The organism is Methylorubrum sp. Q1 (genome assembly GCF_004683995.1).
GTDB lineage: Bacteria > Pseudomonadota > Alphaproteobacteria > Rhizobiales > Beijerinckiaceae > Methylobacterium.
The window spans coordinates 1-20070 of the sequence record NZ_SRHQ01000028.1 but is presented as its reverse complement, the minus strand read 5'-3'; the positions used below and the strand labels follow the sequence as shown (position 1 = coordinate 20070).

At 68.8% G+C, this 20070-nt stretch carries 18 protein-coding genes; 10 read left to right on the top strand and 8 right to left on the bottom strand.

Annotation, left to right across the window (positions count from 1 at the left end; genetic code table 11):
- Window positions 1–8 precede the first annotated feature (8 nt).
- On the bottom strand, window positions 9–755 hold the full coding sequence (ubiG, locus tag E4V01_RS21580; RefSeq protein ID WP_193763267.1) for a bifunctional 2-polyprenyl-6-hydroxyphenol methylase/3-demethylubiquinol 3-O-methyltransferase UbiG: 747 nt from the start codon (window positions 753–755) through the stop codon (window positions 9–11).
- A 360-nt stretch (window positions 756–1115) separates the two neighbouring features.
- Between ubiG and E4V01_RS21575 the strand changes: the two genes are divergently transcribed.
- The 6 genes from E4V01_RS21575 to E4V01_RS21550 all read left to right on the top strand — a co-directional run bounded on the left by E4V01_RS21575 (window position 1116) and on the right by E4V01_RS21550 (window position 9349).
- Window positions 1116–2351: an aspartate kinase gene (locus tag E4V01_RS21575; RefSeq protein ID WP_135299771.1), complete on the top strand. Its 1236-nt coding sequence runs from the start codon at window positions 1116–1118 to the stop codon at window positions 2349–2351.
- Window positions 2352–2422: 71 nt separating this feature from the next.
- The gene (ptsP, locus tag E4V01_RS21570; protein WP_056463384.1) at window positions 2423–4684 is read left to right on the top strand and encodes a phosphoenolpyruvate--protein phosphotransferase; all 2262 of its coding nucleotides are present in this window, start codon (window positions 2423–2425) and stop codon (window positions 4682–4684) included.
- A 45-nt stretch (window positions 4685–4729) separates the two neighbouring features.
- Window positions 4730–5389, top strand: coding sequence for a DUF2268 domain-containing protein (locus tag E4V01_RS21565; RefSeq protein ID WP_135299770.1), 660 nt, complete (start codon window positions 4730–4732; stop codon window positions 5387–5389).
- 194 nt (window positions 5390–5583) lie between these two features.
- Complete coding sequence (prfA, locus tag E4V01_RS21560) at window positions 5584–6669, top strand: peptide chain release factor 1 (protein WP_060768681.1); 1086 nt, start codon at window positions 5584–5586, stop codon at window positions 6667–6669.
- Between the two features lie 14 nt (window positions 6670–6683).
- Entirely contained in the window at window positions 6684–7574 is an 891-nt protein-coding gene (prmC, locus tag E4V01_RS21555) for a peptide chain release factor N(5)-glutamine methyltransferase (protein ID WP_135299769.1), read from the top strand.
- Between the two features lie 548 nt (window positions 7575–8122).
- The gene (locus E4V01_RS21550; protein ID WP_135299768.1) at window positions 8123–9349 is read left to right on the top strand and encodes a DUF4167 domain-containing protein; all 1227 of its coding nucleotides are present in this window, start codon (window positions 8123–8125) and stop codon (window positions 9347–9349) included.
- Between the two features lie 118 nt (window positions 9350–9467).
- Here the strand turns inward: E4V01_RS21550 and E4V01_RS21545 are convergent, their stop codons facing one another.
- From E4V01_RS21545 to E4V01_RS21535, 3 genes are read right to left on the bottom strand one after another with little or no spacing between them, the layout of a single operon-like run.
- Entirely contained in the window at window positions 9468–11261 is a 1794-nt protein-coding gene (locus tag E4V01_RS21545) for a hypothetical protein (protein WP_135299767.1), read from the bottom strand.
- A 14-nt stretch (window positions 11262–11275) separates the two neighbouring features.
- Window positions 11276–13174 (bottom strand): flagellar hook-associated protein FlgK, encoded by a 1899-nt coding sequence (flgK, locus tag E4V01_RS21540; RefSeq protein ID WP_135299766.1) that lies wholly within the window; start codon window positions 13172–13174, stop codon window positions 11276–11278.
- 26 nt (window positions 13175–13200) lie between these two features.
- Window positions 13201–14583, bottom strand: a complete 1383-nt coding sequence (locus tag E4V01_RS21535) for a flagellar hook protein FlgE (protein ID WP_135299765.1) — start codon at window positions 14581–14583, stop codon at window positions 13201–13203.
- A gap of 233 nt (window positions 14584–14816) precedes the next feature.
- Here E4V01_RS21535 and E4V01_RS21530 point away from each other — a divergent pair, with 233 nt between their 5' ends.
- The 4 genes from E4V01_RS21530 (at window position 14817) to E4V01_RS26720 (ending at window position 16854) form a co-directional block, all read left to right on the top strand.
- On the top strand, window positions 14817–15284 hold the full coding sequence (locus E4V01_RS21530; RefSeq protein WP_056200705.1) for a BLUF domain-containing protein: 468 nt from the start codon (window positions 14817–14819) through the stop codon (window positions 15282–15284).
- Between the two features lie 61 nt (window positions 15285–15345).
- Window positions 15346–15798, top strand: coding sequence for a response regulator (locus E4V01_RS21525; protein ID WP_060768675.1), 453 nt, complete (start codon window positions 15346–15348; stop codon window positions 15796–15798).
- A gap of 595 nt (window positions 15799–16393) precedes the next feature.
- Window positions 16394–16693, top strand: coding sequence for an EAL domain-containing protein (locus E4V01_RS26725; protein ID WP_371688537.1), 300 nt, complete (start codon window positions 16394–16396; stop codon window positions 16691–16693).
- On the top strand, window positions 16690–16854 hold the full coding sequence (locus E4V01_RS26720; protein WP_371688536.1) for an EAL domain-containing protein: 165 nt from the start codon (window positions 16690–16692) through the stop codon (window positions 16852–16854). Before E4V01_RS26725 ends, E4V01_RS26720 begins: the two co-directional genes overlap by 4 nt.
- Window positions 16855–16877: 23 nt before the next feature.
- Here the strand turns inward: E4V01_RS26720 and dusA are convergent, their stop codons facing one another.
- The 4 genes from dusA to E4V01_RS21505 all read right to left on the bottom strand — a co-directional run bounded on the left by dusA (window position 16878) and on the right by E4V01_RS21505 (window position 19688).
- A complete protein-coding gene (gene dusA / locus E4V01_RS21515; protein WP_135299764.1) occupies window positions 16878–17900 on the bottom strand; it encodes a tRNA dihydrouridine(20/20a) synthase DusA in 1023 nt (340 codons plus the stop codon).
- Window positions 17901–18262: 362 nt separating this feature from the next.
- A complete protein-coding gene (locus E4V01_RS21510; RefSeq protein WP_245517635.1) occupies window positions 18263–18421 on the bottom strand; it encodes a hypothetical protein in 159 nt (52 codons plus the stop codon).
- 371 nt (window positions 18422–18792) lie between these two features.
- Window positions 18793–18945, bottom strand: coding sequence for a hypothetical protein (locus tag E4V01_RS25805; protein ID WP_193763266.1), 153 nt, complete (start codon window positions 18943–18945; stop codon window positions 18793–18795).
- A 110-nt stretch (window positions 18946–19055) separates the two neighbouring features.
- Window positions 19056–19688, bottom strand: a complete 633-nt coding sequence (locus E4V01_RS21505) for an urease accessory protein UreE (RefSeq protein WP_135299762.1) — start codon at window positions 19686–19688, stop codon at window positions 19056–19058.
- Window positions 19689–20070: the final 382 nt, after the last annotated feature.

Genomic DNA, 20070 nt, shown 5'->3' with positions numbered 1-20070 from the left:
CGCTTCGTTCAGGCGGGGCGGTGCGCCGCGATCATGTAGTTCACCCCCGTGTCGTGGCTCGCGCGCCAGGAATCGTTGAGCGGATTGTAGACCACGCCGGTCGTGTCGGTGACGGTGAGGCCGCCCGCCGTGATGTCGGCGGACAGCTCCCTCGGCGTCACGAACTTTTCCCAATCGTGGGTGCCCCGCGGCAGCCAGCGCAGCACATACTCGGCACCGACGATGGCGAGCGCGAAGGAGCGCATCGTCCGGTTGATGGTGGCGGCAAACAGCAGGCCGCCGGGCTTCACGGCCGTGCAGCACGCGCGCAGAAAGCCCGCGCGGTCGGAGACGTGCTCGACCACTTCCATGGCGAGCACGATGTCGAAGCGTTCGCCGCGGGCGGCCACCGCCTCGATGGTCTCGTCGCGGTAGTCGATGGTGAGGCCTTCCGCTTCCGCATGGGCGCGGGCCGCCGCGACGTTGCCGGTCGCCGGGTCGAGCCCGGTCACGCTCGCACCGAGCCGGGCCAGCGGCTCGCACAGCACGCCGCCGCCACAGCCGATATCGATGACGCTGAGCCCTTCGAGGGGAAAGGGCGCCGCCGGGTCGCGGTCGAAGATGCGGCAGGCCTCGTCGCGGATGTAGCCGACGCGGACGGGATTGAACTTGTGCAGGACGGCCATCGGCCCGCGCTCGTCCCACCAGCGCGCCGCCAGGGCGTCGAAACGCGCCACTTCGTCCCGGTCGATCGAGGTACCCGTCATCCGGCTCACTTTCGCATCGTTTGAACCTATGGCAGCGCAATCGCTTGAACGCGGTTGCGCTGTTTTCCGGTTGGCCTCAAGCGCCCGCGGCCGCCTCCGCGGCCTCGGCTCTCGCTCCGCTTCTGTGTTCGAGCGACCGTTCCGGTCCTCGAACCCGCTCCGCGGGGCGCTCTTCGCGCCCGGAATGAAGGGCCGGCACTCTTCGAGCGATGGCCCTGGTCCTGCCGTCCGATTGACACGGCCGGGGGGCCCTTGTACCCGCCGGTCGCATCCCCGGTACAGCCGCGCCGTGTTGTTTTCCTGAGCCGGCGCGCCGTGCCGGCCTCGCGGCCGGCACCGTAGGGACAAGATGAGCAGACCGGACGCGACATGCCCCGTTTGGTGATGAAATTCGGCGGCACCTCCGTCGCCAGCGTCGACCGCATCCGCAACGTGGCGCGCCACGTCGCCCGCGAGGTCGCGGCCGGCTACGAGGTCGCGGTCGTGGTCTCGGCGATGTCGGGCAAGACCAACGAACTGGTCGGCTGGGTCAAGGACGCCGACCCGCTCTACGGCGCGGCGGAGTACGATACGGTCGTGGCCTCGGGCGAGCAGGTCACCTCGGGATTGCTCGCCATCGCGCTCAACAAGGATGGGATCAAGGCCCGCTCCTGGCAGGGTTGGCAGATCCCGATCCACACCTCCGACGCGCACGGCTCGGCCCGGATCGAGGGCATCGACCCGACGAATCTCGATGAGAGCTTCAAGCGCGGCGAGGTCGCCGTCATCGCCGGCTTCCAGGGCGTGAATCCGCAGACCGGCCGGATCGCGACGCTGGGGCGCGGCGGCTCGGACACCTCCGCGGTGGCCATCGCCGCCGCCATCGGCGCGGAGCGCTGCGACATCTACACCGACGTGGACGGGGTCTACACCACCGATCCCCGCGTGGTGCCCAAGGCCCAGCGCATGGAGCGCGTGACCTTCGAGGAGATGCTGGAGATGGCGTCGTTGGGCGCCAAGGTGCTCCAGGTGCGGTCCGTCGAGCTCGCCATGGTGCACCGGGTGCCGACCACGGTGCGCTCCTCCTTCGATCCCCCCGATGCCGCGCGGCCGGGCACCCTCATCTGCGACGAGGACCAAATCGTGGAACAGCAGATCATCACCGGCATCGCCTTCTCGAAGGACGAGGCGCAGATCACCCTGCGCGCCGTGAAGGACAGCCCCGGCATCGCCGCAGCGATCTTCGGCCCGCTGGCGGATGCCAACATCAACGTCGACATGATCATCCAGACCGTGTCCGGCGATCAATCGACCACCGACATGACCTTCACCGTGCCGGCGGCCGATTACGAGCGCTCCCGCGCCATCCTCGACGCTCAGCGCGACACGATCCAGTTCGGCCAGATCGAGGGCGCCACCGATGTCGTGAAGGTTTCGGCGATCGGCGTCGGCATGCGCTCGCATGCGGGCGTCGCAGCCAAGGCCTTCCGGGCGCTGGCGCAGAAGGGTATCAACATTCGCGCGATCACCACATCCGAGATCAAGTTCTCGGTTCTGATCGACGCTGCCTACACGGAGCTTGCCGTCCGTACGCTCCACTCGCTATACGGCCTCGATCAGGCCTGACCGTTCCCGTCGGCGTCGGCCCCACGGCTCACAAGCCAGGGTTGCGCCGGCCGACCCGGATTGACGACACGATGCCCGCTGCGCCCGGAGGCCCGCGCCTGCTGCTGCGCCGGCTCCGCGAAGCCATGGCGGAGCCGGTCAGTCCGCAGCAGCGTCTCGATCGGATCGTCGTCCTCATCGCGGCGAACGTGATCGCCGAGGTGTGCTCGGTCTATGTGGTGCGCGATGACAACACCCTCGAACTGTTTGCAACCGAAGGTCTGAACCGCGACGCGGTCCACATCACCCGCATGCGCGCCGACGAGGGCCTCGTCGGCCTGATCGCCAAGACCGCCGAGCCGCTGGCGCTGTCCGACGCGCAGTCGCACCCTTCGTTCTCGTATCGGCCGGAAACGGGCGAGGAAATCTACCACGCCTTCCTCGGCGTTCCGCTGCTGCGGGCCGGGAATACGCTCGGCGTGCTGGTGGTCCAGAACAAGACCTACCGCGTTTATTCCGAGGAGGAGATCGAAGCGCTCCAGACCACCGCCATGGTACTGGCCGAGCTGATCGCTTCCGGTGAACTCCAGGCGCTGTCGCCCGGCGCCGGCACCGCCGCGCGCCGTCCGGTGAGCCAGCGCGGCGTCGCGCTCGCCGACGGGATCGGCCTCGGACACGTCGTGCTGCACGAGCCGCGCATCGTCGTGAAGACGCTGATCGCCGAGAACGTCGAGCGCGAGATGGAGCGGCTGGAGGCGGCGATCGAGGACGTGCGCTCGGCCATCGACGAACTGGTCGAGCGCGGCGACGGCATCGGCTCGGGCGAATCCCGCGAGATCCTCGAGACCGTGCGGATGTTCGCCCATGACAAGGGCTGGCTGCGGCGGATGCGCGAGGCGGTGCAGTCCGGGCTCACGGCGGAAGCCGCGGTCGAGCGGGTGCAGTCGGACAACCGCGCCCGGATGCTGCGCCAGAGCGACCCTTACCTGCGCGACCGCCTCCACGATCTCGACGACCTCGCCAACCGCCTGCTGCGCCGCCTCGTCGGCCAGGAGAGCCAGAACGGCGACGGCCTGCCGGAAAACGCGATCCTGGTCGCCCGCTCCATGGGCCCGGCGGCACTCCTCGACTACGACCGGGCGCGGCTGCGCGGCGTGGTGCTGGAGGAGGGCGGGCCGACGAGCCACATCGCCATCGTCGCCCGGGCGCTCGGCATCCCGGCGGTCGGCGAGATCGCCAACGCCACGAGCCTGTGCGATTCCGGCGACGCGATCATCGTCGATGGCCTCTCGGGCGAGGTGCAGATCCGGCCGACCCCCGAGGTCGAGGCGTCCTATGCCGAGATGGTGCGCCTGCGCGCCCGGCGGCAGGAGCAGTACCGGGCGCTGCGCGACGTGCCCGCCGTCACCCGCGACGGCGTGAAGATCGGCCTGCACCTCAACGCCGGCCTGCTCGTCGATCTGACGCATCTCCACGAGACCGGGGCGGAGGGCGTCGGCCTGTTCCGCACCGAGCTGCAATTCATGATCGCCGAGCGGATGCCCTCGGCCGCCGAACAGCAGACGCTCTACGAGGCGGTCTATTCGGCCACCGGCGACCTGCCGGTCACGATCCGCACCCTCGATATCGGCGGCGACAAGATCCTCCCCTACATGCCGGCGCTGGAGGAGGAGAACCCGGCGCTCGGCTGGCGGGCGATCCGCATCGGCCTCGACCGGCCGGCTTTGCTGCGGGTGCAGTTGCGTGCGCTGCTGAAGGCGGCGGCGGGGCGCCCGATCAAGATCATGTTCCCCATGGTCGCCACCGTCGAGGAGTTCATCCGCGCCCGCGACATCGTCGAGCGGGAGAAGGCGCACTTACGCCGCCACGGCTACGCCCTGCCGAGCGATTGCCGCCTCGGCGCGATGGTCGAGGTGCCCTCGCTGCTGTTCCAGATCGACGAGATCGCCCGCGAGGCGGATTTTCTGTCGGTCGGCTCGAACGACCTGATGCAGTTCCTGTTCGCCGTCGATCGCGAGAACCGGCGCGTGGCCAACCGCTTCGATCCCCTGTGCGGGGCGGCGATGCGCGCCTTCCGCCTCATCGCCGAGCGCTCCGCGGCGCAGGGCTGTCCGGCGACCGTCTGCGGCGAGATCGGCGGCCGGCCGTTGGAGGCGCTGGCGCTGATCGGCTTGGGCTTTCGCGATTTCTCGATGTCGCCGGCCTCGATCGGCCCGGTCAAGGCGATGGTGCTCTCCGCCGATGCCGCCGAGGTCGCGGCGTTGATCCAGTCCGAGCTGACCCGGGTCACCGACGGCGCCTCGGTCCGGCCCGCCTTGGCCGCCTATGCCAAGGCGAACGGCGTGCCGATTTAGGTTCACGACGACCGACATCGGCTCCAGCCTGCGAGAGGAAAACGGGTGGATTGGCAGGTGCACTGGCTGGAGGCCGAGGGCGACCTCGCGCCCTGGCGCAACCGGATCGCTGCCGAAATCGAGGCCGCCCGGACCGCCGTGGCGGGCGTCCTGCCACCGTTCCGGCTGGACATCCTCGTGGAGCGCCTGACCGGCGCGGTCATCCCGGAGGTCGGCACGAATGGCCGCGCCTGCCGGCCGGGTCTGTGCTCGCTCACGGTCGACCCGCTCAACCCGAACTTCGCGGCGAGCCTCGACAACGGCGACATCCGACGGACGATCGCCCACGAGGTGCATCACTGCCGTCGCTGGGCCGGCCCCGGATATGGCCGAACGCTGGGTGAGGCGATCGTCAGCGAGGGATTGGCCGGACAGTTCGCCGGGACGCTCTTCAAGGCGCCTCCCGAGCCCTGGGAACGTGCCCTGGACGACGCGGCCTTGCAGGCCCATCTCCCGAGCGCGGCGGAGCTACGGGCGCCCAATCACGATCACGCCGGCTGGTTCTTCGGAGCCGGCGGCCGTCATCCGCGCTGGCTCGGATACACCCTCGGCTACCGGATCGTCGGCGACTGGCTCGCCGCCAACCCCGAGCCCGATGGCGAGACCTGGGTCAACGTGCCGGCGGAGGTCGTTCTCGCGTCGTCTCCATGGTCCGCCGCGGCGTGAGCGGCCCTCGAACGACCCGGATGCGCGGCGGACCGGCCCCGGTGCATCTTCCCTCCCGGTCGCCGCACGGGTAACGGGTGCCGGTCGGACCGCCATGAACGTTGCCGTTCCGGCGAGCCCGCCGAAGCGGCCGTGCGATCCGCCCCGTCCCCTTCCGATTTGACGCGCACCATCGACGAGTATCCTTACAGGCGATGACCCCCATTCCTTCCGATCGCCTCGACGCCATCCTGGCGCGGCACGACATCGTCACGGCGCAACTCGCCGACGGTTCGGCCGATGCCGGGAGCATCGTGCAACTCTCCCGCGAATTGTCCGAACTCGACGGCGTCGTGGCCGCGATCCATCATTACCGGCTGGCGGAGGCCAACCTGGCCGGCATCCGGGCGATGATCGACGAGCCGGGCGGCGATCCGGAGATGCGCGCGCTCGCCGCCGAGGAGAAGCCGGAGGCGGAAGGTGCGCTCGAACAGGCCCACCGCGCGCTGCAGCTGATCCTGCTGCCCAAGGATGCCGCCGACGAGAAGAGCGCGATCCTCGAAATCCGCGCCGGCACCGGCGGTGACGAGGCGGCCCTGTTCGCGGGCGACCTGTTCCGCATGTACGCGCGATACGCCGAGTCGAAGGGCTGGCGCGTCGAGGTGATTTCGGAGAGCGAGGGGACGGCCGGCGGCTATCGCGAGGTCGTGGCCGAGGTGAAGGGCCGCTCCGTGTTCTCGCGCCTCAAGTTCGAGAGCGGGGCCCACCGCGTCCAGCGCGTGCCCGACACCGAGACGCAGGGGCGCATCCACACCTCCGCCGCCACGGTCGCGGTGCTGCCCGAGGCGGAAGAGGTCGACATCGTCGTCAACGAGGCGGACCTGAAGATCGACACCATGCGGGCGCAGGGCGCCGGCGGCCAGCACGTCAACAAGACGGAATCGGCGATCCGCATCACGCATATTCCGACCGGCGTGGTGGTGTTCGTCCAGGAGGAGCGCTCGCAGCACAAGAACCGCGCCCGGGCGATGTCCCTCCTGCGCTCGAAGCTGTTCGACGCCGAACGCACCGCCAAGGACTCGGCGCGGGCCGCCGACCGCAAGGCGCAGGTCGGCTCCGGCGACCGCTCGGAGCGCATCCGCACCTACAATTTCCCGCAAGGCCGCGTCACCGACCACCGCATCAACCTGACCCTCTACAAGCTGGAGGAGGTCATGGCCGGCCAAGCACTCGACGAGGTGATCGACGCCCTGGTGACCGAGCATCAGGCGGAGTTGCTGGCCGCCGAGGGAATGGCATAAGGGTCGGGGCCGGCATGAGCCCCCGCTTTGCGCCGACGCTTTCCCGCGAAGCCGCCCTGCGGCATCTCGTCCGGACCTTCGAAGGGGCCGGCTTGCCGAACGCGCGCTCGGACGCGCGCTTCCTCCTGCTGCACATCCTTTCGCTCACGCCTCTCGACCTGACGCTGCGCGGGCGCGAACCGCTCGGTACGGCCGCTGCGGAGGCACTCCGGCAGGCGGCCGAGCGGCGGCTCGCGGGCGAGCCGGTGGCGCGGATCCTCGGCGCCTGGGAGTTCTGGGGGCTGCCCTTCGCCCTCGGCCCGGAGACGCTGGTGCCGCGGCCCGACACCGAGAGCGTCGTGGAGGCGGCGCTCCGCCTGCTGCCCGAGGGCGAGCGGCCGCTGCGCCTGATCGATCTCGGCACCGGCTCGGGCTGCATCCTCGTGGCTCTGTTGCACGAGCGGCTGGGCGCGCTCGGCCTCGGCCTCGACCGGTCGGCGGCGGCACTGGCGGTCGCCCGCCGGAACGCGGCGGCCAACGGTGTCGCCGATCGGGCCGCCTTCCTGTGCGGCTCCTGGCTCGATGCGCTGAAGGGGCCGTTCGACCTCATCGTCTCGAACCCGCCCTACATTGCCGCCCCCGTCATCGCGACGCTCGAACCGGAGGTTCGCCTGCACGATCCACAGGCGGCCCTCGACGGCGGAGCCGACGGCCTCGACGCCTACCGGGCGATTCTCTCGGATGTCGCGCAGCGGCCGGGTCTGCTCTCGGCGCAGGGCGCGCTCGTGCTGGAGATCGGCTACGATCAGGCAAACGCCCTGATCCGTCTCGCGCAGGAGACCGGATTCGAGGTCATCGGCGTCGGCCGGGATCTCGCGGGCCACGACCGGGTCGTCACGCTTCGGCCATCCTTGGCGGGCAGGTGACGGATCGAGGGAGTGGATTTCGCGCCGGGATGTGGCGCGAATGGCTGCTCAACCTGCACAATTCCGGCATAAGCTGCCTTGGCCACGAAAAAATGCTTGTTGTCGAGGGCGTCAGTCACTAGCTTAGGGATGCAGGCCGCCAATGGTCCGTTGAGCGTCTCTCACAAAACTCCCGCTGCGCCCTACAGGCCAAAGGGAGCTCCCGAGACCCGGGAGTTTTGTGAGGCACTCTTTTAAACGGTATCGGCAGGATCGGTTTTGACCGTGTCCTCCGGCTTCGGACGGTCTTCCCACCATCGAGCGGACGCGCTCCGGCAGTCGCGCCTAGGCTCGGTGATATCGAACCTGACAGTCGAGGGATGTCTCGCGGCGCGCCAAAACCGAGCGCAGCCACCAGACGAGCGGCAAACATCGTGGAATGAAGCGCGGTCGGGCGCCTTGCGCCCGGCTCGCCCTGTCCGCGAGCCAAGCTCCGGCACTGTCAGTCACGCTGAGCGACAGGTAACGAGGGTCAATCGAGGCCGATGAGACCAAACCAGAATCGACGGATGCGGGGTCGCAATCGGCCCAAGGGTCCGAATCCGCTGACGCGCTCTTACGAGTCGAACGGTCCCGACGTCAAAATCCGCGGCACCGCACAGCATATCGCCGACAAGTACGCACAGTTGGCGCGCGACGCCCTTGCGAGCGGCGATCCGGTCGCCGCCGAGAACTACTTCCAGCACGGCGAGCACTATTTCCGGATCATCACCGGCGCTCAGGAGCCCGGTCGTCCGCAGGTCACGCAGGGCTATGCCCGCAACGGCTTCGACGAGGACGAGGAAGGCGACGACGAGACCGTTCAGGGCCAGGGCGCCGAGGGCGGTCGCCAGGGGCTCGGCTACGGCACCGACGAGTACGGCGACCCGACGCAGCAGCCGCAGCCGTTCGAGCGCCACGACTTCGACGGCCGGCCTCAGCGCAATGATCGCAACGACCGGAACCCGCGCTTCCAGCCCCGCGAACAGGGCCGGGACCGCAACGACCGCAACGACCGGGGCCAGCGCTTCGAGGGCAACCGGCCGGATTACAACCGCGGCGAGCCGCGGCAGGACTTCCGTCAGGATCGCCAGGATCGGCCCGAGCGTCAGGATCGTCAGGACTATCCCCGTCAGGACGCCGCGCGCCAGGACCGGCGTCAGGACTATCGGCAGGATTTCGGGCAGCAGCCCCAAGACGGCCGTGAGAATCAGGGCCGGGACAATCAAGGTCGTGAATTTCAAGGTCGCGACAACCAGGGCCGCGAGCCGCAGGGTCGCGAGAACCGTCGCGACGCCGGCCGCTTCGAGAACGGTCGCAACGAGTCGCCCGAGGCGCCTCGCCAGGAATCGCGCCAAGAGCCTCGGCAGGAACCCCGTCAAGAGCCGCGTCAGGACACCCGCGCCGAGCCTGCGGCTCGGCCCGAGACGCCCCAGCGCTCCGACAGCCCGGCGCCGCGGCGTGGACGCGGACGTGCGAGCGAAGCCAGCCGCGCCGCCGCGGCCGACGCCGCCGATCCGTCGGCGCTGCCCGCCTTCCTGATGACGGCGACCCGCAACCCCACACCCCCGCCGTCCCCCGAGGCACCGGTTGCACGCGCCGCGCCGGAGCCGAGGGAGGCGGCCCCCGCCGCTGACGTGCCGTCATCGGCCGAGGAAGCGCCCGCGCCCAAGCCGCGCCGCCGCCGGACCCGCTACAAGGGCCCCGAGGACGAGGCGGCTCCCGAGAAGACCGATACGCCGGACGCGGCCGAGTAAGCGAACGAAACGAAAGCGGCCCGAGGAATTCCTCGGGCCGCTTTCGTTTGGCGCCTCCGCGAGGGCGGCGCGCGGGCTCAGCGATACGCGTCCCGCTTGGATCAAGCGGAAGGCCGTCTCAGCGGAGATAGTTGACGAGGCTCATCTCGGAGAGGATCGAGGTGACCTTATAGCTCGCCTGCAACTGCGTCTGCAGGCTCAGGAGCTTGGCCGCGACCTCTTCCGTCGAGACCGTATCGACCCCGTCGAGGGAGTCCTGCAGGGTCGCCTTGGTGGTGTTGGCCACCGACTTCGCATTGGCCATGCTGCTGGCGGCCAGGCCGAAATCGGTGCCGATCTGCTCCAGGCTCTGCTGGCTGGTGCCCGCGGTGAGCAGGTTCGCCGCCCGGCCGGAGACCGCCTCGAACCGTGCCGTGTCGACCGTTCCGGTCCCGGTGGTGAAGTTTTCCGCCGCCATCGCGGCGATCCCGGCAAGCGTCCGGCGGATCGCCTCCTCGTTGGCCTGCGCGCCGATCTCGACCGTCCGGCTGGTGCCGGCCTGCACCGTCGCCGTCGCCCGCGGGTCGGAAGCGGTGTCGCCCTTGTACCAGATCACGGTCTTGGCGCTCGCGGTCTCGGCGTAGCCGTTGCCGTCCGCCGCGACGCGCCGGGGGCTCAGGCCTGCGGCGGGCGAGCCCTCGAAGAAGTTCAGCGAGGCGCGGCTGGCCGAACTCGCCGAGAGTTCGGTGTTGGCCGCCGTCGTCAGAGCATTCTGGAGCGTGCGGGAGAGGTTCGCGGTCGTCTCCTCCGGCGTCGCACCGATGGCGAAGGCCGTCGCGGAGTCGGCCCCGGCCGTGGCGGCGGCGGTCAGGGTGATCGACTTCGTCGTGCCGTCATGCATCCCGAGCTTGAGCGTGATCGTGTCGCCGGGCGCGGGATTGCTGCCAACGGTCAGGGTCGCCGTGGCCGCCTGGCCGTTGCTGAAGGCCGCCGCCACGCCGGGCGGGCTCGCGCTCTGCACGCTGGCGATGTCGGCTCCGCCGAGCGCCCGCTTCAGGTTGGCGGCGGTCTCTTCCTTGGTGGCTCCGATGGAGAAGGCTCCGGCCGCATTGCCGGCCTCGCCCGCGCGGGCGGTGAGGTCGAGGGTCGTCTGGCTGCCGTCGGCGAGCTGCACCACCACCCGCACCTGGGCGCCTTCGGCAGGCTGCTCGGCAAAGCTCAAGGCGACGTCCGGCTTTGATCCGGCAACGACATTCGCACCGAGCGTGGCACTGTTCGAACTCGACGCGGCCATGAGGCTGAAGCCGAAATTCGCCCGTGCTTCGGCGCTGGAATCCTCTGACAGAGCGATCGTCCGGGTGCCGACGCTCTGGGTCAGGCGGCCATTGCCCGAGGGGCCGAGATCGGCCTTCTTCTGCTCGGCGATCAGGGTTCTGAGACCGTCGAGGCCCTCGGCCGGGATACCATTCAGGATGGCTTGGTCGGAGACGACCGGCGCCGTCTCGGTCGCCCGTCCCGAGAAGACGTAGACCCCGGCCGCCTGCTGGTTCAGGGCATCGACGGCCGCCGAGAGGTTGTTGGCGGCAAGCTGCACGGTGGCCGATGGCAGCTTCTCGTTGCGGGTGGCGACGATGCCGGTGAGGTTCGAGCGGGTGCTGTCGGAGAGTGCCTTGAGCTGGGTGAGGCTGGCGCTCGTGAGTTTCACCCGGGTCTCGGCCGAGCCGATCGCCGCGAGGTAGCCGTCCTGGGCGCTGATCGCCGCGTGCGCGCTCAGACTGGTCGTGCGCGCCACGCCCAGGCCGCCATAGGTTTCGGCGGTGCGCCCGGTCGAGAGCTGCTGAGCCAGCCCGTCGAGCTGGTTCTTCATGCTGACGAGGCTCGCCGATTGGCGGTCGAAGCGGTAGGTGCCGGCGGCGAAAGCGGTGATGGTCATCGGCGGCTCCGCACCTAAATCCTGAGCAGGGTGTCGATCATGTCGCGGGCAGCGGTCAGCACGCGGGCGTTGGCCGCGTAGGCCTGCTGGAGCGCGATCAGGTTCGACATCTCCTCGTCGATATTGACGCCCGAGGCGGAGGCGAAGCGCCCCTGCGCCGTCGAGAGGGCGATGCTCTGTCCCTCGTCGAGATCCTGCGCCGCCGCCGCCGCCGCGCCCTGCGCCGAGATGACGCCCTGGACGAAGTCGGCGACGCTCGACCGGGTCGGGGCGTCGATGCCGCTGATGCCGCTCGACGAGGAGAAGAGACGCTGGGCCCCCGTCAACGCGGTGAACAGCGCCTGCGGCCGGGTTCCGTCGCCGATGCCGCTCGCCGCGCCCGTTCCGGTGATGCCGACGAGGCTCCCGGCACTGCCGACCACCGCAGGGTTCACGGCGATGCGCTGGGCAAAGCCCGTGAGCTGCGAGCCGCCGTCGAAGGATCCGGTGTAGAGCGTGGCGGAAGCGCCATCGACGAAGAGCGGAAGCTGCGTGGTGGAGCCCTTGATGTCGCCGGCCGAGGTGACCTGCGTGACGCTGGCGCTCGCCGCGACCAGGCTGGCCCCCCCGCTGGCGAGGATGCGCATCGCACCGGCCTCTCCGCCCGGCACGCTCGATACCGTGAATCCCCCGCCCAGAGCCGCGGTGATCGCGCTCCGGATCTCGTCCGGAGCGCGGGCGGGGGTCGCATCCGGCCGCCGGATCGTGAACGGGATCACCGTGGCGTTCGCGTCGTCGGTGGCGCCGGCCGGAATCGCGGGGGGCGGATTCTGGTAGGACGGCATCAGGATGAGGTTGCGCTGCGTCCCGCTCCCGTCCTGGACCGTCAGGGTGATCGCGTTGCCGGCCGAGAGGCCGGTCAGGTCGATGTCGAAGCCCCCCTTGGTCCCGTCGGTGGGGACGGTGCCGGTGACCTGACGGTCGGACATCGCGCACGACAGGCCCGCCGCGAGGTCGTCGAGCTGGCGCTGAGCCTGCGGCAGCACCGTATCGCGCAGTTCGATCGCGGCGGCGATCGAGCCCGAGCGGATCGCCCCGGCGGCGAGCAGGTCGATCTTGCCGCCACCGGGTGTCGACGCGACGATGGTGCCGACGCCGCTCTGCGATGGGTCGGTGGCGTAGAGCGCGTTGGCCGAGAGCGTGCCGCGGGCATCGAAGCTGAGCGAGGCGGCGTTGGAGCGGTCGAGCAGGGTGACGCCGGAACTGGTCAGCACGCTCACGCTGCCGTCGCTCTGGGTGACGGCGTTGATGTCGATGAGGCCCGATAGACTGTTGAGCGCTTGGTCGCGCTGATCCTCGAGTTCGGGACGGCTCGCATCGCCGGCCGCGGTCGCGACGATGCGGGTGTTGAGCTTGGCCAATTGCGTGAGCAGGCCGCTGGCCTTCTCGGTATCGGCGGCGAGCTGCGATTCGAGCCCCGAGCGCAGGGCCTGAACCCCGTTGGCGGCGCTGCCGATGCGCGTGGCGAGGTCGTTGGCGGAGCTGAGCACCGTCGCCCGGGCGGCCGTCGAAGTCGGGTTGGCGGCGAGCGTCTGCAGCGAGAGCGTGAAGTTGTTGAACACCCCGTCGAGCGCCGAGGCGTCTCCGGGCCGCCCGTAGAGCGTGTCGAGCTGCGTGCGGGTCTTGGACATCAGCGAGGTGTAGGCCGCCCCCGAGCTTTCCGCGCGGAGCTGCTTGAGCGCGGCCGCGTCGAGCGCCCGCGCGACCGTGCCGGTCGCCACGCCGGCATTCCCCGAGCCCGAGGTGACGGGCGAGAGCGTGCGCCGGACATAGCCGGCCGTGCCGACATTGGCGATGTTCTGCGAGACGACCCCGATCTGAGCCTGCGTGACCCGCAGGCCGGCGGTGGCCGTGCTGAACGCGTCGAGGGCCAAGGCGCTTCTCCTCCCTCAGGGCTTCGTCAGCGGATGACGTTGAGCAGATCGGAGATCATCGTCTGCGCCGTCGACATCACCCGGGTGTTGGCAGAGTAGGCCTGTTGGGTAACGATCATCTTCGAGAATTCCGCGGCAATGTCCGTATTCGACTGCTCGACGTTCGCCCCGACCACGGTCGAATCCTTGAGCCCGCTGATCGCCTCGCCCGAGGCGACGGTCTGCTGGTAATTGCCCATCGAATCCGGCTTCAGCCCGTCGGGATTGACGAACTGCGCCACCTCGACCCGGGCCAGTCCGATCACCGAGCCGTTGGAGTACTTGCCGCTGATGATGCCGTTCTCGCCGACTTCGACGGAGTTCAGCGTGCCGGAGGCGTAGCCGTTCTGCTTGAGGTCGTTCGTCGTCACGGTGCCCGAGGCGGCGGCGTACTGCGTCAGGCCTCCGCTGAGATCGAGGGTGACCTGGCCGACATTGACGCCGTCGACGGTCAGATTGCTGATCGGAACCGTTTTCCCGGTCGGGGCGGTCATCTGCCCGCTGGGGCTGAAGGTGAAGGCCTGCCCGATATTGGTCCAGCTCGCCTGGTTGCCGGTGACGCTGGTCTTGTCGGCGGTGAAGAGGTTCCAGGTGTCGCTCGTGCCGGTCGCGGTGTCGGCGGCGGCCACCTTCGCCCACCGGCTCTGAACGCTCACGGGGGCACCGGAGGCGGTGTAGACGGTCAGGGCCGGGCCGGCGATGCTGTTGTCGATGAAGCTCTGCGCATTGGTCTGGGAGACGCTGCCGGCGGTGGCACCGTTGGTCGGCGTCACCCGCGCGTCGGTCCCGTCGCTGAAGGCGGAGAGCAGGCCCTGCGTCGAGGCGGCGTTGGTCGTGGCGGGGGATTTGGGGAGGTTGGCCGAGTAGGTGATCGTCGTCGTCGGCTTGGCCGGGATGATCGCGTTCGAGATCTTGATCGGCCCCGTGCCGTTGGTCTGGCCGGTGACCGGGTCGAGGCTCGCGCCGACGAGGTAGGCGCCCGCGCCGTTGGCGAGGTAACCGTCCTTGTCCGGGGCGAAATCGCCGCGGCGGGTATAGAGGTTGCCGGCGGAGAAGCCCTCGCCGCCGCCGGCATCGGTGGTCTTCTTGCGCACGGCGAAGAAGCCCTGGCCGTCGAGCGCCATGTTGGTGGAGACGCCGGTCGAGACCTTGTTGCCCTGGATCGAGTTGGTGAGTTCCGAGAAGGCGCCGACCGAGCCTGCGGTCTGGCTTTTCGCGTCGCCGTCGACGAGCATGTCGACAAAGCCCGTGTCGATGCGCTTGTAGCCGGTCGTCTGCGAATTCGCGATGTTGCCCGAAATGTTGCTCAACGAGAAGGACTGGGCCTTCAAGCCCGAAACCGCGGTCTGAAGCGCGGAAAAGACGTCCATGGCGTTCGCTCGCTCCAAAAGACCGCATGAAACGGCGGATCTGACAATCGAGAGCGCAACGCGCATGCCAAAGCTAAGTCATTGGTACCGTTGGGATCGGTTTGCCGCGCTCGGCAGTTTCGGACGGGCGGGTATGGGCCGTGCGGCAGATTCTGCCGGGTCCGGCCGTGTTTACGGCCCGTTATTGCCATGCCCGCTAAGGTCGCTGCGAGTTGTCGCGGCGGACGGGATTCATGAAGAACAAGAGGACGAGCCTCGTCCACCTGATCTACTTCTCACGCCTGACCATCTCGAACGAGCCGGCTCTGCGCGCGAAGCAGATCGGTGACATCACCCGTCAGGCTCAGAAGAAGAACGAATTCGCCGTGATCACGAGCTTTCTGATCATCGACCAGAATTTCGCGATCCAGGTCGTCGAGGGCGAACGCCAGTCGGTCAACGAGACCTTCCAGCGGATTGCCGCCGATTCGCGCCACCGCGACGTGCAGATCGTCGAGTGGCGCGAAATCGCCAAGAGGGAATTCGTCAGCTCCTTCACCACGGTGAGCCGCACGACGGCCAACGAGCCGCATTTCGCCAAATCCGGCCTTCTGCCGATGCTGCAACGGGGCACGCCCAAGAGCAGCGCGATCCACGGTCTGGCCGTCACGCTCCAAGCCGAATCGATGGCCAAGCAGGGCATCGACCATCTGTTCGTTTGAGCGGGTGGGCTGCCGCCAGCCCGCCCTTCAGAGATCCCGTTGAGACGCGACCCCGGACGCCATGAGCGACACGCTTCCCATCCTCATCGTCGATGACCAGCCCAAGCTCCTGCGGCTGATCATCGAGCTGATGACCCGCCTCGGTTTCCCGGACGTCGAGGGCGTGTCGGACGCAGCCGAGGCGCTCAGCCGGATGCGGGAGCGCCGCTACGCCCTCGTCATCTCCGACCTCGCCATGGAGCCGATGGACGGGCTTCAGCTCCTGCGCGAGATCCGGGCCGACGACAGCCTGATGAACACGCCCTTCATCCTCACCGAGACCTCGTTCGACTTCGAGGACATCAACCACGCCCACGTCGCGGGCGCCGACGCCTTCATCCTCAAGCCGTTCGACATCAACCTCCTGAAGACGAAGCTGAAACAGGTGCTCAACCGCAAGCCGCGCCGCCGCGAGGCGCCGCTGCCTTCCGAATCGACGCTGAGCCAGGAATTCCCCCTGCTCGGCAAGTTCTGACCGGCGCCGTCTTCGCTGCGCCCTTGCCTCGAGGCGGAAGCCGTCGCCGGCCGGGCATCGTTGAGCCCGCCACGCCCGTCGATTCTCTCGGAGGCGATGCACCGGGTTGCACGCCGAATCCTTCGCGGAGCACTCGGTCTGATCGCCGCTTGCGAAGAATACCGACCTCTGGTTGGCGTTCGGTAAGTCCCTCTTGACTGGATCCGGGCATTTTGCCGGGAACGAAGAAGGGGTGGACGGCCGATGCAGGCGCAGGCCGATGGTGCGGGAGCCGCAGGTCTGGGAAGCGGGCAGGGCGGTCGAGAGACGGTTGGCGGGCAGCTGCTGCGCACAGGCTCAGGACTGTGCCTGACCGTCGCCGGATTTGCCGCCACCGCGCTGATGGCCTCGCTCTCCGCCGGGCCGACCCTGACCCGACCATCCGCACCGACATGACGGCTCTGAAGCCCCGCGAGGACGCGTTGAGCGATCGCATCGCCCGTTTGAACGCGGCGCTCGATACCCTCTCCCTCGGCTTCCTTCTCTACGATCCCGATCACCGGTTGGTGGTCACGTCTCGGCGGCGCTGTTCACCTCGCTGGCGCTGATCGGGACGGTGCAGGCGGCGCTCGCCGAGAGCGGCTTCTGCGCCCGCCGCCTCGCGCTGGAGATCACCGAGAGCGTGCTGCTGGTGAACGGCAGCGCCACGGTGGCGATCCTGCACGGGCTGCGTGACCTCGGAGCCCGGATCGCCATGGACGATTTCGGCACCGGCTATTCCAGCCTGAGCGACCTGCGCAGCGTCCCCTTCGGCAAGATGAAGGGAGACCAGTGCTTCACCCGCGACCTGACGGTGGAGCAGGGCTCCGGCTTCATGTGCGGGCGGTGGTCAGCCTCGCCTCCAGTCTCGGGATGACGACGACCGCGGAAGGTGTCGAGACACCGGAGCAACGCGCTTGGCTGCGCGAGGAGGGCTGCGACGCGGTGCAAGGCTACCTGTTCAGCCCGCCGGTTCCGGCGAGCGAACGCCCGGCCCGGCTCGAGATCTGGAACGGCCGGAAACGCCGCGGTGCGTGAAGCCGTGATCCGATCGCGCGGGATCAGGCTGCTTCGGAAGCCGGAGGGCGTTCCCGAGACACCTTGGTCACCGCCTCGCGCAAAGTGGCGAGGCCCGCCTCCGGGCCCATCCCGGCGGTGGCCAGATGCCGGCGATAGGCCCGTGCTCCGGGCCGCCCGTTGAACAGGCCGAGCATGTGCCGGGTATAGGCATGAAGCCGCAGACCCCGTTCGAGCCCTGCCGCGACGATGGGCTCGAAGGCCTCGATGGCGGCGAAGGCATCGGCGACGGGGGCCGGTTCGCCGAACAGCTCGGCATCGACGTTGAGCAGCAGCGCCGGCTCGGTATAGGCCGCCCGGCCGATCATCACGCCATCGACCTCGCCGAGCCTCGCCTTGGCGGCGGCGATGTCGGCGATCCCGCCATTGACCGCGATCGGCAGATCCGGATGCGCCCGCTTCAGCCGGGCGACGCGGCCGTAATCGAGCGGCGGCACGTCCCGGTTCTCGCGCGGCGAGAGACCTTTGAGCCAAGCCTTGCGGGCATGCACGACGAGTCCGTCGACCCCCGCCGCGACCACGGCGTCGGCCACGGCGTCGAGGGCTTCCTCGATATCCTGATCATCGACGCCCAGGCGGCACTTCACGGTCACCGGCACCGGGACGGCCGCCTTCATGGCCGCCACGCAGGCGCCCACGAGGCCCGGCTCGCGCATCAGGCAGGCGCCGAAGCGTCCGTCCTGCACCCGGTCGGAGGGGCAGCCGACGTTGAGGTTGATCTCGGCGTAACCGAAATCGGCGGCGATCCGCGCCGCCGCCGCGAGGTCGTCCGGGTTCGAGCCGCCCAGTTGCACCGCCACCGGCTGCTCGCCGGCGTCGAAACCGAGCAGCCGCTCGCGGTCGCCGTGCAGCACGGCCCCGGTCGTCACCATCTCGGTATAGAGCCGCGCCCGGCGCGACAGGGTTCGGTGGAACGCGCGGCACTGCCGGTCGGTCCAATCCATCATGGGTGCGACGCTGAAGCGCCACCCGCTGAGTTCGTTCAGTTTTTCAGCCGGGGTCGACACGTGCGCCCTGTTCCGTTTCGATGCGGGTCCGCCTCGAGCCATCCGCGAGGATCGTCGCATGGACGGCTCGATCGAAGGCGTACGAGCCTCGGCCTGAACGATCGGCTGCGGAAAAGCCGATGCGGCAAGCGTTCGATCGGCTTGATTCCGCAGGCCGCAAGCCATCGTTCAGGACGATGTACGCAATGCGCGTCCGGATACCACGCATCGGCCAGCCTCAAAAGGGAAGAGCCCCGCCGGCACAAGACCGGAGCTTGCGCCAGGAGGCGGGCGCAATGGTCGAGGCTGCGTCGGCATCAAGCGCGTCAAAACAACACCAAGAGACGCCGACCTGATATCAGGTCGGATATGGCTCTCGGCTGTCACGCACCTTTCGAGGATTGCTGACGCATGGTGCTGTCGGCTGCCATCACGGCATCCACCGCACGTTCGGCGAGTGCGCGGGCGAGATCATGGGGCAGTCGGCCGCTGCTGGGCAATTGTCTGCTGGTGACATCATGCTGGGCGATGACGGCGGCCACGGCCCTGATCCGATCTTCGCGGCTTGCTTGAGCCTGTTGCACGTCATCCCCCCTGGTGCGGCATCGATCCGAACTGGATTCCGCCTGTGCAACGCCGATGAGAGTGCCTCACAAAACGCTCGATCATTGATCCTTTCCTCTCACCGCGACGGCGAAAGGGCGTTTCAGGAGAGACACCAAGTTGAAGCGCTTTGCGCGTTTGCCGGCTCTTCGATACCGGAACGGATGTCCCGTGTCCTCGTCGCGGGCGGAGATCTGCACAAGTTGCAGGCTGGTTGGGAAGGTTTGAGGCACCCCTTTCGCGGGCCATGCGCACACGCCGTGCACGGTCGAACCGGGGTTTGGTGACAGATCGGATCGCAGCCCGTCGGCTACGATTTCTGCGCGGGTTGCTGATCGCCCAGTCTGAGAAAGCTTGCTGCGAAGGCTTCCGCGCTCTCCTTGGTCAAATCGGTGACGACGAGGCCCTGTGCGGTCACCGCCCAGAGTCCGTCGTCGTTCTGGAAGACGCTGATTTCCGCCACGGCTTTCTCCCGGAATTCAACTTTCCGGTTAACCCTCGCGTGCCGCAACGCGTTCCGGGCGGTCGCGGCGGGGCACGCCCCCGCCGCTCACGCGATCTTTCTGGAACCGCTCAGTGTTCGTGGCGGTGGCTATGGCTGTGCTCATGCCCGTGTTCATGGCTGTGGTCATGCCCGCAGCCTCCGTGTGCGTGGCTGTGGCCGTGATCATGGTCATGATGGGCATGGTCATGGTCAGCCTGGGCTTCATGAGCATGAGCATGAGCGTCACGAGGATGGGCTTCGTGGCCGTGGTGATGATGGTCGTGGCCGCACTGGCTGTGATCGTGCGCCGCCTTTTCCGGCTTGAAGGGGCGGTTGACGGGCTCGGCTGAGCAGCCGGCCCCGCGGATCAGTTCGGCGGCGCTGGCCGGCACATAGAGAACCTCCGCACCGACCTCCGCGGGGACATGCTCGCCGCCGAGCTGCCAGGCGAGCCGCAACAGGCGGGCCGGATTGCCGGCGCGGACTTCCAGAAGCGCTTCCTCGGCGGCACGCACGGCCACGAGGCGCCCGTCCTCGAGCTTCAACGCGTCGCCATCCTCAAGGCCCACCGCACGATCCAGGTCGAGATCGACGGACAAGCCGCCCGCCGTCGTCAGGTGCGCATGCGCCTGTCCCCGGGCGGCGTGGTCGAGGGTCACCGTATCGACGACGAGATCGGGCCGAACGGCGGCCTTGCGGACGATCAGGCTGGCTTTGGGCATGGTGATCCTCGGATAGGGGCCCGTCGGCAGCGGGCCGAAACCGGGCGATTTTGCAACAGGCGCGCCTTCAGATGGCAGGCGCAGGGCGAAAAGTCATGCGCCGATGCAACCTGCCCCAATCTTGGCCGTTTCATGTGCCGTCGATGGCAGCCGGTGACAAACCAAGGCCAAAACGGTGCCCCGCGCCGGCAAATGGCCCGATCGCCGATGCACAAGGGAGTTCGGACCACCATGAAGAGACTTATTGCCGCCGCCCTTGCGGGCAGCCTCGCGCTCTCGCTCGGTGCCTGCAACACGCCTCAGGATCGGGCACTGGGCGGCGCCGCCCTCGGTGCGGGCCTCGGCGCGGCGGTCGGCGGCCTCGCCACCGGTCGCGCGGGCG